Genomic DNA, 15,202 nt, shown 5'->3' with positions numbered 1-15,202 from the left:
GTCGCCCTCCCCGGCGCCCCATTCTCCAGACAATCCGCAAATCTCTCCGCCAGGCCGTGTCCTCGGCACGTGTCAGACGGTTATGCCGGGTGGGGGAGCTCCGTGTCGGAGCCAAGGAAGCAGGAAAGTCCATGCGCGTTGGAAGTTTCGTGTTGGGAGCCCAGTTCCCCGGCCAGGGCCAGGGGGAGGCGCTCCACCGCGCCGTCCGCTCGGCCGAAGTGGCCGAGGAGGCCGGCCTCGACTCGGTCTGGCTGGCCGAGCACCACTTCGTGCCGTACGGCACATGCCCCTCGGCGGTCACGCTCGCCGCCCTGCTGCTGGGCCGTACCCGCCGCATCCGGGTGGGCACCGCGGTCAGCGTACTGCCCACCGTCCACCCCGTCGCCCTGGGCGAGCAGGCCGCGCTGCTGCACATGACGAGCGGCGGCCGCTTCTCGCTGGGCGTGGGGCGCGGCGGCCCGTGGGTCGACCTGGAGGTGTTCGGCGCGGGCCTGGAGGCGTACGAGCGGGGGTTCCCGGAATCACTCGATCTGCTGGTGCGCTGGCTGCGCGAGCCCTCGGTGGGGGCGGACGGCGAGCGGTTCCGCTTCCGCGAAGTCCCCGTCGTCCCGCGGCCGTCGGAGGCGCTGACGGACGTGTCGGGCCCGGAGGTCGTCGTCGCGTGCACCTCGCCGGCGAGCGTACGGCTGGCCGCGGAGCGCGGGCTGCCGATGCTCCTCGGCATGCACGTGGGGGACGAGGAGAAGGCCGAGATGGTCGCCGCCTGGCGGCGGTACGCGCGCGCGGCCGGCCGGTCCGGGGACGAGATCCGGGGCGCGGCGCATGTCTCGGCGGGCGTCTGCCAGATCGCGGACCGGCGCACGGACGCGGTGGAGACCTTGGTGAAGGCGATGCCCGGCTGGCTGCGGCAGGGGCTCGACGCGCATGTGACGGTGGACGGCCGCGCCCGCTCCATGCGGGACCCGGTGGCATACACCGAACTGCTCTGCGGGCTGCACCCGGTGGGCACCCCGCGGCTGTGCGTCGACCGTCTCGCGGCGACCTGCGAGCGGACCGGCATCTCGCGTTTCGCCCTGCTGGTCGAGGGTTCCGGAGACCTGGCGGCCACCGAGGAGAACGTACGGCGGCTGGGCTCGGAGGTGCTCCCCCACCTCCGGTGAACAGCCCAGCCGGCCGCGAGGCTTGCCGCTCCCGTACTGATGGAACCTCCCGCGTCAGGAGCGGCAAGCAACAGGCTCACGTGTCAGCAGTCCCGGAATTCCGGGGACTGGTTCAGCACCTGGCTGCGGACCGAGGTGAATCGGGCGAGCTTCTCGTCGACAGCCGGCTCCAGCGGGAACACCGCCACCCGGTGGCAGTTCTGGAAGGCCAGCCGTACACCGAAGTGCCGCTGCAGCGCGCCGCGTATGGCGTCACTCGCGAGCGCGCGCAGCAACTGCCCGCGTGCCTGCTCGTCCGGCGGGGGCGTCTGGTTGTCGGCGAAATCTCCGCCGTCCACCTTCAGCTGGGCCACCAGGGAGCTGACCATCTCCCATGCGTAGGGCAGGGAGGTCCGGACGCAGTCGACGAATTCTGCTTCGTCGACCTCGCCTCGCTCGGCCTGTTCGAGTAGGGCCGGTGAGACGTCGAGCGACATGGGTACTCCTCTCGCACCCCCGGGACACCAGGGGTTGCCGGACAGGGAAAGGGAGTTCGCATGCCGAAACATCGCACACGCTGAGTACACGCATCGCGACCTCCCGTTCACTACGGTAGGCAACGGACCGTGACCGCACCAGGAGAATGGGCACATAGGGAACTCCGAGTAGGCACACAATCGGCCACTGTCGAGTCACTGCCGAACGATCGGTTACCAGGGCGAATCGCGTGCCCGGCGGGGCGTCGGATAGCGTTGCGCCCCATGCGTCTCGTCATCGCCCGGTGCTCCGTGGACTACGCCGGCCGGCTCACCGCCCACCTGCCCTCCGCCCCCCGTCTCATCCTGGTGAAGGCGGACGGCAGCGTCTCGATCCATGCCGACGACCGGGCCTACAAGCCTCTGAACTGGATGTCGCCGCCCTGCACGCTGAAGGAGGGCACGGGCGACGAGGCAGGCGTCTGGACCGTCGTCAACAAGGGCGGAGAGAAGCTCATCATCACGATGGAGGAGATCCTCCACGATTCCTCGCACGAACTCGGCGTCGATCCCGGCCTGATCAAGGACGGCGTGGAAGCACACCTTCAGGAACTGCTCGCCGACCGCATCGAGACCCTCGGCGAGGGCTACACGCTCATCCGCCGCGAGTACATGACCGCCATCGGCCCGGTCGACATCCTGTGCCGGGACGCCGAGGGGCAGACCGTCGCGGTGGAGATCAAGCGGCGCGGCGAGATCGACGGCGTCGAGCAACTCACCCGCTACCTGGAGCTGTTGAACCGCGACCCGCACCTGGCCCCGGTCCGTGGCGTCTTCGCGGCCCAGGAGATCAAGCCCCAGGCCCGCGTGCTGGCCACGGACCGCGGCATCGGCTGCCAGGTCCTGGACTACAACGCGATGCGGGGCATCGAGGACGACAAGCTGCGGCTGTTCTGACCCACTCGCCCGGACGACGGGAAGGGCCGGGTTCCTGGAGAGGAACCCGGCCCTTCCCTGTGCCGGGAGGCTCAGATCACCGGCTCCGAGGAGGAGGGCGCGGCGTCCGCCCTGCTCGGCGACACCGACGCGGTCGAGGTGGTGCCGCTGGCCGAGGTCCCGGTGGACGGGTCCCCCGTGGGGGTCCCGCTGGACGGGTCGGGGGACTCGGTCGGAGGCGTCGTGCTCGGCGAGCTGGACGTGCTCGGCGACGACGACGCCGACGACGAGGGCTTCGGACTCGTGCTCGACGACGGCTTCGAGGTCGGCGTGCCGGAGGGGCCGCCGCTCCCCGGCCCCTGAGAGCTGCTCGCCTCCGACGACGGCTCCGCCTCCCCCGTGGGGGTCGGGTCGTCCGAGGTGCCCATCGTGCCGTCCGGGCCCGGGTCCGTCGGCCTGCTGGTGGCCTCGCCCGTGTCGGCGGAACCGCTGTCGTCGCCCGGGGTGTCCGAGCCCCCCGCGCCGTCGTCCACTTCGGTGCTGACGGACGGATTGACGCCGACCCGGTCGGAGGGGTCGTCGGCGTCGTTGCTGGAGGTGGCGCCGAGGGTCACGACCGTGCCGAGGACGGCGACGAGCAGCGCGCCCGCGCCCGCCGCGACGAGGTTGCGCTTGGCCAGGCTCTTCAGTCCGCCCCGGTTGTGGCGGACCGGCGCGCCGACGGGCCCGCGGCGGGCGACGACGGTCTCGGCCTCCGGCGGGTAGGTCGGGAGCACCGCCTGGACGCCGCGCGGCGGGGACGCGGACTCCTCGTGGCGGGCGTCCGGCACCTCCTCGCCGGCCGTCGCCGCCGCGAGTCCGGGCACGTCCCCGGAGCGGTCGGCGACCAGGGCGAGGGCGCGGCGGCCCGCGACGGTCCCGCGCTTGTCGGCGATCGCCCCGCGCAGGGCGAGGGAGGCCTCCAGCTCGGAACGGGCCCGGTCGAGGTCTCCGCCGCAGAGGGCGAGGACGCCCATCTCGTGGTGGAAGTAGGCGCGGTCGGCGGACTCCCCGGCGAGCCGGGCGGCCTCGGCGCCCTCGTGCAGGCTGCTCTCCCAGGCGCTCCAGTGCAGACCCGCGGCGAACGCGGGCGCGGCGGTGCGGGCGAGCCGGACGGCGGTGGACTCCTCGTCCTCGCCGGTCCGGGTCGTCGTGGGGACGATCACGACGAGGGCGGCGAGGACGGCGTCGGCCTCCGCGCAGACCCGCTCGGGCGTGACCGAGGGGTGTCCGGCCCACCAGGCGTAGTGCTGGGCGGCGGAGTGCGCGCGGGCCTCGACGTCGTCGGCGTATCCGGCGGCCTCGAGCTGGGTCTGGACCCCGGCGGCGAGCCGGTAGCGGGTGCCGACCGGGGAGACGAGTCCGCAGGCGACCAGTTCGCCGAGGGCGGCGTCCGCGTGGGTGTCGCCGACCAGGGCGGGCAGGTGCGCCTGGTGCGGGACCTCACCGTCCAGGGCGACGGCGAAGCGCAGGGTCGCGCGGGCGGAGGCGCTGAGGCGGGCGGCGAGCAGCGGCGCGGGCGCGGCGGCCTCGCCGAGCGAGGGCAGGGGTATCTCCTCGGCCTCGCCGGCCCCCGCGAGGCCGTCGACGGAGCCGGCGAGCGGCCGGGCGTCCTCGAAGACACCGAACGCGTCGACCGCGTCGGCGCCGGCCCGCAACCGGTCGCGCTGCGAGAGCAGGGCGCCGGCCTGGACGAACCGGAGCGGCAGGCCCTCGGACTCGAACCACAGATCACCGGCCCAGTTGGCCTCCTCCTCGGTGAGGACGCGGCCGACGGCGTGCTCGATCACCTCGACGCCGCCCGCACGGTCCAGCCCGGTGAGGACGACCTCCTCCACCGCGGACTCCGCGGAGGGCATCGGGGTGTCCGGGGTGGCGCCGAGCAGGAAGGCGCATTCGGGCGTCGCGTCGAGCAGTTCGTCGAGGGCCGTGCCGCCGAGTTCGAGGTCGTCGACCACGACGACCGCGCCGATCTCGCGCACCAGGGCGCTCAGGTCGTCTCTGTCGGGGCGGTGACGGGGGGCCTCGTAGACGGCGTGGAAGAGGTCGTGCAGCAGGTCGGCCGCGGTGCGGCGGAAGCCGGTGAGGCGGACCACGCCGTCGGGGGCGAGGTCCTCGCAGTCCTCGGCGACGAGGTCGAGCAGGCTGGTGCGGCCGGAGCCGGCCGGGCCGGTGAGGCGCACGGATCGGCCGCGGGCCAGCAGGCGGACCAGTTGTTCGCGTTCGTCCTGGCGGCCCTGGAGCGGCTGGGCGGGCCGGGCGGTTCCGGCGGGGGCGGGCGGCCGGGCGGCGCGTTCGGCCTCGGCGCGCTGCTCCGCGGTGCGCTTGGCGGGGCGCTCCGGTATCTCTCCGCCGCTCTCGGCTGCCGAGGAGGAGGGGCCGCCGGGCGGGCGGAGTTCTATCTCGCTGCCGTCGACCGGATTGACCGTGAGCAGGTGTTCGCCCGCGACGAGCCGCACGGTGCGGGCCACGGCCGGCGTGTGCTGGCCGAAGTCGGGCGTGAGGGGGTCCCTGGACGGGCGCGGGCGCGGCGTGCCGCCGTCGTCGTCCTGGCCGTACTCCTCGGGTCCCCGGGTGGTCGGGTCCATAGGTTCAAGCCCCCCAAAAGCGTCGTGTGGCGGTAGCCCCTCCCGGCCTTGCTGCACACTGCGCTGTCGCTTCTGGTCCGGTGCCCGCTCGAGGGCTGCGAGCGGCGGGCAGACGAACCGTAAACCTTCGCACAGTATCTACGACAGCCCGGGGTGCCGGGCCGCCCGAAGCGTCACAGTCTCGTGAGGATTGCGCCCGTCGCATGTTTTCCGCCGCAGGCCAGCCGCCTCGGGGATCAGACCCGGGGCAGGGACTCCACCCCGATGCCGCCCTCGATCGCGAGGATCCGGTGCAGCCGGGTGGCCACCAGGAGGCGTTGCATCTGCGGAGGCACCCCGCGCAGCACCAGGCGTCGGCCGCACCGGCCGGCCCGTCGGTGGACGCCCATGATGACGCCGAGTCCGGTGGCGTCCCAGGAGTCCAGCTCGGACAGGTCGAGCACCAGGTCGCCGATCCCGTCGTCCACGGCCGTGTGGAGGGCCGTGCGGGCGTCCGCCGCGCTGCGGACGTCGAGACGACCCCCGACGACCAGCTCTACGTGGTCGCCCCTGATGTGCATAGCGCTCCCCTAAGCGTGCGTCTTGTGCTCCGCGGTGGTGGTGTCCGGTGTTGCATCCTCTGACTGCGAGAAGCGGTCGAAGGTTGCCGTCTGTGAGCGAACCGATACCGAATTCACTCGCAGGGGTGAGGCCCATGGGGCCTGTGCGGTTTCGGTGCTTGGAGAAGCCCTGCCCGCTCAGGCGTCCGATGTCACCGGCGTCAACCATCCGGCGCAGCCGCTCCGCATGCCTCTCGCCGGGAGATTAGCGGGCGTGAGGCGCTGTGTGACCGGTTAGTAACGCGGCTCACGTCTCAGGGCGTGAGACGCCGGTCACGTCGTCAAATACTGTCCGATTCACGCCGATTGGGCCGGTACCGACCGGGCGTCGGCGGCAGTGACGAGGGGAACGGAACGGATCCGCCGGGACGGTCTAGATTGGCCGCATGGTCAATCTGACGCGCATCTACACGAGGACCGGCGACCAGGGCACCACCGCTCTCGGCGACATGAGCCGGGTCGCCAAGACCGACCTGCGGATCGCCGCCTACGCCGACGTCAACGAGGCGAACGCGGCGCTCGGCACGGCGCTCGCGCTGGGCGGGCTGGACGAGGAACTCGTCGCGGTGCTCACCCGGGTCCAGAACGACCTGTTCGACGTGGGCGCGGACCTGTCGACGCCGGTGGTGGACAACCCGGAGTTCCCGCCCCTGCGGGTCGAGCAGTTCTACGTCGACCGGCTGGAGGCGGACTGCGACCGCTTCAACGAGCGGCTGGAGAAGCTGCGGTCGTTCATCCTGCCCGGCGGCACCCCGGGCGCGGCCCTGCTCCACCAGGCCTGCACGGTCGTCCGGCGGGCCGAGCGCTCCACCTGGGCGGCGCTGGAGGTGCACGGCGAGCGGATGAACCCGCTCACCGCGACCTACCTCAACCGGCTCTCGGACCTGCTGTTCATTCTGGCCCGCACCGCCAACAAGGCGGTCGGCGACGTGCTCTGGGTGCCGGGCGGGGAGCGCTAGCGCATCTTGGCCGGTTCCCGTTCCGGTCCGCCGTCCGATCCGCCGTCCGTTCCGCCGGGTCCGCGCTTCGGACCGGCCTTCGGGCCGCCGTCCGGCGCGGCCTTGGGGAACAGGGTGTAGCTCGCCGCGATGACGACGTTGACGCCGATCACCCACAGCATCCGCAGCTGCCACGCGCGCAGCGAGTCGGTCTCGCCGTCGTCGCCGACGTACAGGACGGCCGCCTGGAGCAGCGCGACGGCGACCAGCGCGGCGAGCGTCCAGCGGCCCGCGACCTTCCATTCGTGGAGGGCGCGGGCCCTGCCGTACTTCGGCGGCCGCACCGGCGGCGGGCCGCCGGCGAAGCGGTGGGCGACCCGGGCGTCCGCCCACGCGACGGTGGAGTGGCCGAGGCCCACGGTGAAGCCGATGTAGACGGCGGCGAGGCCGTGCCGCCAGTCCGGCTCGGCGCCGTTCTTGAGGTCGATCGCGGTCGCCGCGAACAGCACGACCTCCAGCAGCGGCTCGCACAGCAGCAGGGCCAGGCCCAGACGCGGCATCCGGAACACGTACCGGAAGGCCAGTCCGGCGGCCAGCAGCACCCAGAAGGCCACCTCACAGGCGATGATCAGTCCGACGATCACGGTTCGCTCCTCTCGCTCGCCCTTCCAGGCTCCCGGGCGCGGGGGCCTGTCTCGTCGTCGGCGGTGAGGAACTCGCGGTACATCGAAAGATGCAGTTCGGGACCGTTCCCGGGGAGCAGGCGGACGGCGGGCGGGGCGTGTTGGATGGAGGGCATGGCCGTCCGAGAACCGCACCGGCTGCGCCGCCCGCGGCGCCGGAGCCGCCCCCACCGCTTCGACGTGTGCATCGCCGTCGGCGGGCTGCTCGGCGGACTGCTGCTGGTCGCCCTCGGTCTGGGCACCCGGCCGTCCGACGATCCGATCACGCTCCTCGACGGTTCCTGGGCGGTCCTGGTGCCGCTCTTCGTGATGGCCGGCTGCGAGGTGCTGCGCCGGATCGCGCCGCGCACCGCGCTGCTGGCCGGCACGGCCGCGATCGTCCTGGACACCCTGACCCAGGGCAATCTGTGCACGGTGCTGATGTACACCGACGTGATGTACGCGGCCGTCCTGTACGGCCCGCTCGCCTCGGCCCGCCGGATCCAGTGGATCACCGGACTGCTGACGGTGGCCGGGACGCTCGTGCCGTTCGCGGTCTGGCGGGTGCCGGAGGCCCTGCTGATCGGGGTGGTGGTCGGCATCGTGGCCTACGCGCCCGCCGCGACCGGCTGGATCGTGCGCGACCACCGTGACGCGGCCGAGGCGGCCCGGCTGCGGGCCGAACAGACCGCGCTGCTCGCGGAGATGGACCGCGTCCAGGCCGTCACGACCGAACGGGCGCGGATGGCGCGGGAGTTGCACGACATGGTCGCCAACCACCTCTCGGCGATCGCCATCCACTCGACGGCCGCGCTCTCGATCGACGACCCGGACACGTCCAGGCAGGCGCTGTCCGTCATCCGCGAGAACAGCGTCGAGGGGCTGGCGGAGATGCGGCGGCTGATCGGGATCCTGCGGGACGGCGGCGGCGACCGCGAGCCCGCCGCGGCGCCCACCCTGGACGGCCTGGAGGCGCTCGTCGACGGCGCCCGCGCCAATGGTCTCGACGTGACCCTCGACGCCGAGCACGGTGAGGTGCCGGTCCCCGTCGAACTCGCCGCCTACCGGATCGTCCAGGAGTCGCTGACCAACGCGCTGAAGCACGCGTGCCCCGGCCGGGTCACCGTCGCCCTCGTCCGGCGGGACGGGGTGCTCGACGTGCGGGTGCGCAGTCCGTACGGCCACCGGGACGGGCCCCGCGCCCCGGGCTCGGGGGCCGGGCTGGTCGGGATGCGCGAGCGCGCGGCCCTGCTGGACGGCACGTTCGCCGCCGGTCCGGAGGACTCGTGCTGGACGGTGCGTGCCACGTTCCCCCTCACCGAAGGAGAGCCCGTATGAGCTCCGCCGTCCGGGTCCTCGTCGCAGAGGACCAGTCCGCCGTGCGCGCGGGACTCGTCCTGATCCTGCGCAGCGCCCCCGACATCGAGGTGGTGGGCGAGGCCGCCGACGGGGAACAGGCGGTGGCGCTGGCCCGGGAGCTGCGGCCCGACGTGGTTCTGATGGACGTTCAGATGCCCCGCCTCGACGGGGTGTCGGCGACCCGGAAGGTGGTCGAGGAGGGGCTCGCCGACGTGCTGGTGCTGACCACCTTCGACCTCGACGCGTACGTGTTCGGGGCGCTGCGGGCGGGTGCGGCGGGGTTCCTGCTGAAGAACACCGAGGCGCGGGACCTGCTGACGGCGGTCCGCACGGTCGCCGCCGGGGAGGGGCTGATCGCTCCCGCGGTGACCCGCCGGCTGATCGCCGAGTTCGCCGCGAAGCCGGTGCGGGCGCCGCAGGCCGATCCCGCCGTCCTGGACGTCCTCACCCGGCGCGAGCGCGAGGTGCTGGCCTGTCTGGGCGAGGGGATGTCCAACGCGGGCATCGCCGGGCGCCTGGACATGGCGGAGGCGACGGTGAAGACGCACGTCAGCCGTCTGCTGGGGAAGCTGGAGCTGCGCAGCCGGGTGCAAGCGGCTGTGCTGGCCCAGGAGTTGGGCATCCGGGTCGGAACCGAGGGGGCTCCGGAGGTTTAACGGGCCGCAGTGGTCCAGACCTATTGACCTGTGGTCCAGACCTTTCTATTCTCGCGGCACCGTGGGCGTGAAGGCTCAGTCACGCCCCCCGACTCCCCCCGAGGAGGCGCAGGATGCGCTTCAGACACAGAGCCGCGGCAGGGTTCGCGACGCTGTTGCTCCCGCTGGCCGGCCTGGTCGGCCTCGCGAGCCCCGCTCAGGCCGCCACGACCGCCACCGCCACCTACACCAAGGCATCGGACTGGGGCACCGGCTTCGAAGGCAGGTGGACGGTGAAGAACACCGGTACCACCGCCATCAGTTCATGGACGGTCGAGTGGGACTTCCCCTCCGGCACCTCCGTCACCTCCGCCTGGGACGCCGACGTCACGTCCTCCGGCACCCACTGGACCGCCAAGAACAAGTCCTGGAACGGCACCCTCGCCGCGGGCGCCTCCGTCTCCTTCGGCTTCAACGGCGCGGGCTCCGGCTCCCCGTCCAACTGCAAGCTCAACGGCGACAGCTGCGACGGCACCACGGTCCCGGGCGACGCCTCCCCGTCCGCCCCGGGCACCCCGACCGCCTCCGCCCTCACCGACACCTCGGTGAAGCTGACCTGGTCCGCCGCCACCGACGACAAGGGCGTCAAGAACTACGACGTCCTGCGCGACGGCGCCAAGGTCGCCACGGTCACGACGACCTCGTACACCGACACCGGTCTGACGGCCGGCACCGACTACTCCTACACCGTCCAGGCCCGTGACACCGCCGACCAGACCGGCCCGGTCAGCGGCGCGGTCGCGGTCCACACGACCGGCGGCGGCACCACTCCCCCGACCACCGGCTCCAAGGTCAAGCTCGGCTACTTCACCGAGTGGGGCATCTACGGCCGCAACTACAACGTCAAGAACCTGGTGACGTCCGGCTCGGCCGCGAAGATCACGCACATCAACTACGCCTTCGGCAACGTCACCAACGGCCAGTGCGCGATCGGCGACTCCTACGCCGACTACGACAAGGCCTTCACCGCGGACCAGTCGGTCAGCGGCGTCGCCGACACCTGGGACCAGCCGCTGCGTGGCAACTTCAACCAGTTGCGTCAGCTGAAGGCCAAGTACCCGAACATCAAGGTGCTGTGGTCCTTCGGCGGCTGGACCTGGTCCGGCGGCTTCGCCCAGGCCGCGGCCAACCCGGCGGCGTTCGCGCAGTCCTGCTACAACCTGGTCGAGGACCCGCGCTGGGCCGACGTCTTCGACGGCATCGACATCGACTGGGAGTACCCGAACGCCTGCGGCCTGTCCTGTGACACCAGCGGGGCGGCGGCCTACAAGAACCTGATGCAGGCCCTGCGCGCCAAGTTCGGCACGGGCAACCTGGTCACCGCGGCCACCACCGCCGACGGTTCCAGCGGCGGCAAGATCGACGCGGCCGACTACGCGGGCGCCGCGGCGTACGTCGACTGGTACAACGTGATGACGTACGACTTCTTCGGCGCCTGGGCGGCCCAGGGCCCGACGGCCCCGCACTCCCCGCTCACCTCGTACAGCGGCATCCCGCAGGCCGGGTTCACCACGGCCGACGCGATGGCCAAGTTCAAGGCGAAGGGCGTGCCCGCGAGCAAGCTGCTCATCGGCATCGGCTTCTACGGCCGCGGCTGGACCGGCGTCACCCAGGACGCCCCGGGCGGCACGGCCACGGGCCCGGCGGCGGGCACCTACGAGCAGGGCATCGAGGACTACAAGGTCCTCAAGACGTCCTGCCCCGCCACCGGCACCATCGCCGGCACGGCGTACGCCAAGTGCGGCAGCAACTGGTGGTCCTACGACACCCCGGCCACCATCGCCGGAAAGATGACCTGGGCCAAGAACCAGGGTCTGGGCGGCGCGTTCTTCTGGGAGTTCAGCGGAGACACCAGCAACGGCGAGCTGGTGAGCGCCATCAACAGCGGGCTGAGCTGATCCTCCGCCCGATCCGCACGCCCGTCACGGACGGCCTCCGGGCCCGTTCGTGGCGGGCGTTCGCACGCCCCACGCGCCCCCCGCGTGCGCGGCACGGGGTCACTCGGCCCCCAGGGCAGGCCGATCGGCCGGTGGATGACCTCGGACGACCGGGAACACTGTGTATCTCGGCACGTGAGCGAAACAGCACAAACGGGGGGAAACGTTGAAACGCAGGCACCACAGGTCCGACCGGTCCGACCGACCGAACCGGTCGGGCGAGGGCAACCGGGAGTCGGGCAGGTCCAGGACGGCGTCCGCCGGGATGTTCACGGGAGCGGCGATCTCGGCCCTGCTGGCCGTGTGCCCCGTCCAGATCACGGTGACACCGGGTCCGGAGACACGCGCGGTCGTGGTCGGCCAGGCCGACGCACCACACCCCTTATGTCAGGCTACGTTCACGCGCTGACCCGGCGGGGCCGCCTCGAGCCAGGCCAGGAAACCGGTCAGCGCGTCCTCGCTCATGGCGAGTTCGAGACGCGTGCCCCGGTGCACACAGGTGAGGACGACCGCGTCGGACAGCAGCGCCAGTTCCTCCTCACCCTCGGGAAGACGGCGGCCGGCCACCTCGATCGAGCCGCGCTCCAGGACCCGGCGCGGGCGGTAGGCGTACGAGAAGACGCGGTACCACTCGATGCGGTCGCCGTTGTAGCGGGCGACCCCGTAGCTCCAGCCTTTTCCGCTCGTGTCCGGTTTCTCGGAGACGTCCCAGCGCAGGGAACAGTCGAAGGTGCCGCCGGACCGCTGGATCAGTCTGCGGCGCAGGCCGAAGACGAACAACCCCAGCGCCACCAGGGCCACGACGATTCCGCACACAGTCAGAGCGAGGACCATCGACACCGACCTCCTCGTCTCCTAGGTACCGAAAATAGGTAACGGAACGGAAAAACATCCATATCTGCCTCAGCCGCGGTCGGCTCCGGATTGCTCCGGTGCCGACCGCGGCTGAGTGACGTCAAGCGACTCTGCGCCGGTTCAGCGCGAGGCCGCCGCACGCAGTCGTACGTCCGCGCGACGCTCGGCGGCGGCATCGCCCTCCGCCTTCGCGCGCTCGAGTTCCCGCTCGACGCGCTGGACGTCGATCTCGTCCGAAAGCTCGGCGATCTCGGCCAGCAGCGACAGCTTGTTGTCCGCGAACGAGATGAAACCGCCGTGCACCGCGGCGACGACCGTCTCACCCTCACTCGTACGGATGGTCACCGGGCCCGACTCCAGCACACCGAGCAGCGGCTGGTGACCGGGCATGACGCCGATGTCGCCCGACGTGGTGCGCGCGACGACCAGGGTGGCCTCGCCGGACCAGACCTCTCGGTCGGCCGCGACCAGCGCGACGTGCAGCTCAGCAGCCAAGGTGGCTCCTCGGGTCACCACCCGGCGGATCTGCCGGGTGTTGGTTACAAGTCTAGTGGGCGTACGAAGAGGGGCGGGACGCGCCCGCCCCTCTTCAAGAGCACGAGGCTCAGGAGACGCCGAGCTCCTTGGCGTTGGCCTTCAGGTCCTCGATACCGCCACAGAGGAAGAACGCCTGCTCCGGGAAGTGGTCGTACTCGCCGTCGATGATCGCGTTGAACGCGGTGATCGACTCGTCGAGCGGCACGTCCGACCCGTCGACGCCGGTGAACTGCTTGGCGACGTGGGTGTTCTGGGACAGGAAGCGCTCCACACGACGGGCACGGTGGACGGTGAGCTTGTCCTCCTCGCCGAGCTCGTCGATACCGAGGATCGCGATGATGTCCTGAAGGTCCTTGTACTTCTGCAGGACCGTCTTGACGCGCATCGCGGTGGCGTAGTGGTCCGCCGCGATGTAGCGGGGGTCCAGGATCCGGGACGTGGAGTCCAGCGGGTCCACGGCCGGGTAGATGCCCTTCTCGGAGATCGGACGGGAGAGAACCGTCGTCGCGTCGAGGTGGGCGAAGGTGGTGGCCGGGGCCGGGTCGGTCAGGTCGTCCGCGGGGACGTAGATCGCCTGCATCGAGGTGATCGAGTGACCACGGGTCGAGGTGATGCGCTCCTGGAGGAGACCCATCTCGTCGGCCAGGTTCGGCTGGTAACCCACCGCGGAGGGCATACGGCCGAGCAGGGTCGAGACCTCGGAACCGGCCTGCGTGAAGCGGAAGATGTTGTCGATGAAGAACAGCACGTCCTGCTTCTGCACATCGCGGAAGTACTCCGCCATGGTCAGACCGGCCAGGGCCACGCGCAGACGGGTGCCCGGGGGCTCGTCCATCTGACCGAAGACCAGGGCGGTCTTGTCGATGACGCCCGAGTCGGCCATCTCCTCGATGAGGTCGTTGCCCTCACGGGTGCGCTCACCGACGCCGGCGAACACGGAGACACCGTCGTGGTTGTTGGCGACGCGGTAGATCATCTCCTGGATGAGCACCGTCTTGCCGACGCCGGCGCCGCCGAACAGACCGATCTTGCCGCCCTTGACGTACGGGGTCAGCAGGTCGATGACCTTGACGCCGGTCTCGAACATCTCGGTCTTCGACTCGAGCTCGTCGAAGTTCGGGGCCTTGCGGTGGATGGACCAGCGCTCGCCCGTGTACTGCTCGTCGACGTTCAGCACCTCACCGAGGGTGTTGAACACCTTGCCCTTGGTGAAGTCGCCGACCGGGACGGTGATGCCCGTGCCGGTGTCGGTGACGGCGGCCTGGCGGACCAGACCGTCGGTGGGCTGCATGGAGATGGTGCGGACCAGGCCGTCACCCAGGTGCTGGGCGACCTCCAGGGTCAGCGTCTTCCTCTCGCCTTCGTTCGCCGGGTCGGCGACCTCGACGTGAAGGGCGTTGTAGATCTCCGGCATGGCGTCGACGGGGAATTCCACGTCGACGACCGGGCCGATGACCCGGGCGACGCGGCCCGTGGCAACGGCCGTCTCAACTGTCGTCGTCATTACCTGTCACTCCCCGCGGTCGCGTCGGCCAGGGCTGCGGAGCCACCGACGATCTCGCTGATTTCCTGGGTGATTTCGGCCTGGCGGGCCGCGTTGGCAAGGCGGGAGAGCGTCTCGATGAGCTCTCCTGCGTTGTCGGTCGCCGACTTCATAGCGCGCCGCGTGGCGGCGTGCTTCGAGGCTGCCGACTGGAGGAGAGCGTTGTAGACGCGGCTCTCCACATACCGCGGCAGAAGGGCGTCGAGGACGTCCTCCGCCGAGGGCTCGAAGTCGTACAGCGGAAGGATCTCGCCCTTCGGCGCCGACTCTTCGGCAACCTCTTCGAGGCTGAGCGGCAGCAGACGGTCATCGAGCGCCGTCTGCGTCATCATCGAGACGAACTCGGTGAAGACGATGTGGATCTCGTCCACGCCGCCGTCCGCCGTCTCCTTCTCGATCGCCTCGATCAGCGGGGCCGCGACCTTCTTGGCGTCCGCGTACGTCGGCTCGTCCGTGAAGCCCGACCACGACTCCGCGACCTTGCGCTCACGGAAGTTGTAGTGCGCGAGACCACGCCGGCCGACGATGTACGTGTCGACCTGCTTGCCCTCGCCCTCGAGGCGTGCCGTCAGCTGCTCCGCGGCCTTGATGGCGTTGGAGTTGAAGGCACCGGCGAGACCACGGTCGCTCGTCAGGAGCAGCACCGCGGACCGCACGACCGTCTCGGCCTGCGTGGTCAGCGGATGCTTCGTGTTCGAACCGGTACCGACCGCCGTGACCGCGCGGGTGAGCTCGGTCGCGTACGGCGTGGATGCCGCCACCTTGCGCTGCGCCTTGACGACACGCGAGGCGGCGATCATCTCCATCGCCTTGGTGATCTTCTTGGTCGCGGTGACGGATCGGATGCGACGCTTGTAGACCCGGAGCTGGGCTCCCATGAGTCAGGTCCCTTCCTTACG

Annotated in this window: 14 protein-coding genes; 6 read left to right on the top strand and 8 right to left on the bottom strand. The window is 71.2% G+C overall.

Features of this window, described 5'->3' with window-relative positions:
* The first annotated feature begins 131 nt into the window (after nucleotides 1-131).
* A complete protein-coding gene (locus J2X68_RS17880) occupies nucleotides 132-1,160 on the top strand; it encodes an LLM class flavin-dependent oxidoreductase (RefSeq protein WP_310433535.1) in 1,029 nt (342 codons plus the stop codon).
* An 83-nt stretch (nucleotides 1,161-1,243) separates the two neighbouring features.
* Here J2X68_RS17880 and J2X68_RS17875 read toward each other — a convergent pair whose 3' ends face one another.
* Entirely contained in the window at nucleotides 1,244-1,636 is a 393-nt protein-coding gene (locus tag J2X68_RS17875; RefSeq protein ID WP_020131165.1) for an SCO5389 family protein, read from the bottom strand.
* Between the two features lie 264 nt (nucleotides 1,637-1,900).
* Between J2X68_RS17875 and nucS the strand changes: the two genes are divergently transcribed.
* Nucleotides 1,901-2,572: an endonuclease NucS gene (gene nucS / locus J2X68_RS17870; RefSeq protein WP_310433534.1), complete on the top strand. Its 672-nt coding sequence runs from the start codon at nucleotides 1,901-1,903 to the stop codon at nucleotides 2,570-2,572.
* 71 nt (nucleotides 2,573-2,643) lie between these two features.
* Here the strand turns inward: nucS and J2X68_RS17865 are convergent, their stop codons facing one another.
* Nucleotides 2,644-5,178 carry an ATP-binding protein gene (locus tag J2X68_RS17865; RefSeq protein ID WP_310433533.1) on the bottom strand — a complete coding sequence of 845 codons (2,535 nt, stop codon included), beginning with the start codon at nucleotides 5,176-5,178 and terminating at the stop codon, nucleotides 2,644-2,646.
* 236 nt (nucleotides 5,179-5,414) lie between these two features.
* Nucleotides 5,415-5,738, bottom strand: a complete 324-nt coding sequence (locus J2X68_RS17860) for an STAS domain-containing protein (protein WP_310433532.1) — start codon at nucleotides 5,736-5,738, stop codon at nucleotides 5,415-5,417.
* Nucleotides 5,739-6,163: 425 nt separating this feature from the next.
* On the opposite strand from J2X68_RS17860, the gene J2X68_RS17855 reads away from it, so the two are divergent.
* On the top strand, nucleotides 6,164-6,736 hold the full coding sequence (locus J2X68_RS17855) for a cob(I)yrinic acid a,c-diamide adenosyltransferase (RefSeq protein WP_310433531.1): 573 nt from the start codon (nucleotides 6,164-6,166) through the stop codon (nucleotides 6,734-6,736).
* On the opposite strand, the gene J2X68_RS17850 is transcribed toward J2X68_RS17855, so the two are convergent.
* Nucleotides 6,733-7,359 (bottom strand): hypothetical protein, encoded by a 627-nt coding sequence (locus J2X68_RS17850; RefSeq protein ID WP_310433530.1) that lies wholly within the window; start codon nucleotides 7,357-7,359, stop codon nucleotides 6,733-6,735. The genes J2X68_RS17855 and J2X68_RS17850 overlap by 4 nt on opposite strands.
* A gap of 144 nt (nucleotides 7,360-7,503) precedes the next feature.
* On the opposite strand from J2X68_RS17850, the gene J2X68_RS17845 reads away from it, so the two are divergent.
* The 3 genes from J2X68_RS17845 to J2X68_RS17835 all read left to right on the top strand — a co-directional run bounded on the left by J2X68_RS17845 (nucleotide 7,504) and on the right by J2X68_RS17835 (nucleotide 11,329).
* Nucleotides 7,504-8,715 (top strand): histidine kinase, encoded by a 1,212-nt coding sequence (locus J2X68_RS17845; protein ID WP_310433529.1) that lies wholly within the window; start codon nucleotides 7,504-7,506, stop codon nucleotides 8,713-8,715.
* Nucleotides 8,712-9,392 carry a response regulator transcription factor gene (locus J2X68_RS17840; RefSeq protein ID WP_310433528.1) on the top strand — a complete coding sequence of 227 codons (681 nt, stop codon included), beginning with the start codon at nucleotides 8,712-8,714 and terminating at the stop codon, nucleotides 9,390-9,392. Before J2X68_RS17845 ends, J2X68_RS17840 begins: the two co-directional genes overlap by 4 nt.
* A gap of 113 nt (nucleotides 9,393-9,505) precedes the next feature.
* Nucleotides 9,506-11,329 (top strand): glycoside hydrolase family 18 chitinase, encoded by a 1,824-nt coding sequence (locus J2X68_RS17835; RefSeq protein WP_310433527.1) that lies wholly within the window; start codon nucleotides 9,506-9,508, stop codon nucleotides 11,327-11,329.
* Between the two features lie 426 nt (nucleotides 11,330-11,755).
* On the opposite strand, the gene J2X68_RS17830 is transcribed toward J2X68_RS17835, so the two are convergent.
* The 4 genes from J2X68_RS17830 to J2X68_RS17815 all read right to left on the bottom strand — a co-directional run bounded on the left by J2X68_RS17830 (nucleotide 11,756) and on the right by J2X68_RS17815 (nucleotide 15,181).
* The gene (locus J2X68_RS17830) at nucleotides 11,756-12,202 is read right to left on the bottom strand and encodes a DUF2550 domain-containing protein (RefSeq protein ID WP_310433526.1); all 447 of its coding nucleotides are present in this window, start codon (nucleotides 12,200-12,202) and stop codon (nucleotides 11,756-11,758) included.
* 141 nt (nucleotides 12,203-12,343) lie between these two features.
* Nucleotides 12,344-12,718, bottom strand: coding sequence for a F0F1 ATP synthase subunit epsilon (locus J2X68_RS17825; RefSeq protein WP_310433525.1), 375 nt, complete (start codon nucleotides 12,716-12,718; stop codon nucleotides 12,344-12,346).
* A 109-nt stretch (nucleotides 12,719-12,827) separates the two neighbouring features.
* Nucleotides 12,828-14,264 (bottom strand): F0F1 ATP synthase subunit beta, encoded by a 1,437-nt coding sequence (gene atpD, locus J2X68_RS17820; protein WP_310433524.1) that lies wholly within the window; start codon nucleotides 14,262-14,264, stop codon nucleotides 12,828-12,830.
* Nucleotides 14,264-15,181: a F0F1 ATP synthase subunit gamma gene (locus J2X68_RS17815; protein WP_310433523.1), complete on the bottom strand. Its 918-nt coding sequence runs from the start codon at nucleotides 15,179-15,181 to the stop codon at nucleotides 14,264-14,266. The genes atpD and J2X68_RS17815 overlap by 1 nt, the downstream gene beginning before the upstream one ends.
* Nucleotides 15,182-15,202 lie beyond the last annotated feature (21 nt).

The sequence above is a fragment of the Streptomyces sp. 3330 genome (assembly GCF_031456635.1).
GTDB lineage: Bacteria > Actinomycetota > Actinomycetes > Streptomycetales > Streptomycetaceae > Streptomyces.
This window is presented reverse-complemented; position numbering and strand designations above follow the sequence as displayed.

Coding starts and splice junctions, on each gene's coding strand:
- J2X68_RS17845 (WP_310433529.1), top strand. CDS start 7,504: ATGGAGGGCATGGCCGTCCGAGAACCGCACCGGCTGCGCCGCCCGCGG.
- J2X68_RS17815 (WP_310433523.1), bottom strand. CDS start 15,181: ATGGGAGCCCAGCTCCGGGTCTACAAGCGTCGCATCCGATCCGTCACC.
- J2X68_RS17860 (WP_310433532.1), bottom strand. CDS start 5,738: ATGCACATCAGGGGCGACCACGTAGAGCTGGTCGTCGGGGGTCGTCTC.
- J2X68_RS17865 (WP_310433533.1), bottom strand. CDS start 5,178: ATGGACCCGACCACCCGGGGACCCGAGGAGTACGGCCAGGACGACGAC.
- J2X68_RS17835 (WP_310433527.1), top strand. CDS start 9,506: ATGCGCTTCAGACACAGAGCCGCGGCAGGGTTCGCGACGCTGTTGCTC.
- J2X68_RS17855 (WP_310433531.1), top strand. CDS start 6,164: ATGGTCAATCTGACGCGCATCTACACGAGGACCGGCGACCAGGGCACC.
- J2X68_RS17840 (WP_310433528.1), top strand. CDS start 8,712: ATGAGCTCCGCCGTCCGGGTCCTCGTCGCAGAGGACCAGTCCGCCGTG.
- J2X68_RS17830 (WP_310433526.1), bottom strand. CDS start 12,202: ATGGTCCTCGCTCTGACTGTGTGCGGAATCGTCGTGGCCCTGGTGGCG.
- J2X68_RS17875 (WP_020131165.1), bottom strand. CDS start 1,636: ATGTCGCTCGACGTCTCACCGGCCCTACTCGAACAGGCCGAGCGAGGC.
- atpD (WP_310433524.1), bottom strand. CDS start 14,264: ATGACGACGACAGTTGAGACGGCCGTTGCCACGGGCCGCGTCGCCCGG.
- nucS (WP_310433534.1), top strand. CDS start 1,901: ATGCGTCTCGTCATCGCCCGGTGCTCCGTGGACTACGCCGGCCGGCTC.
- J2X68_RS17880 (WP_310433535.1), top strand. CDS start 132: ATGCGCGTTGGAAGTTTCGTGTTGGGAGCCCAGTTCCCCGGCCAGGGC.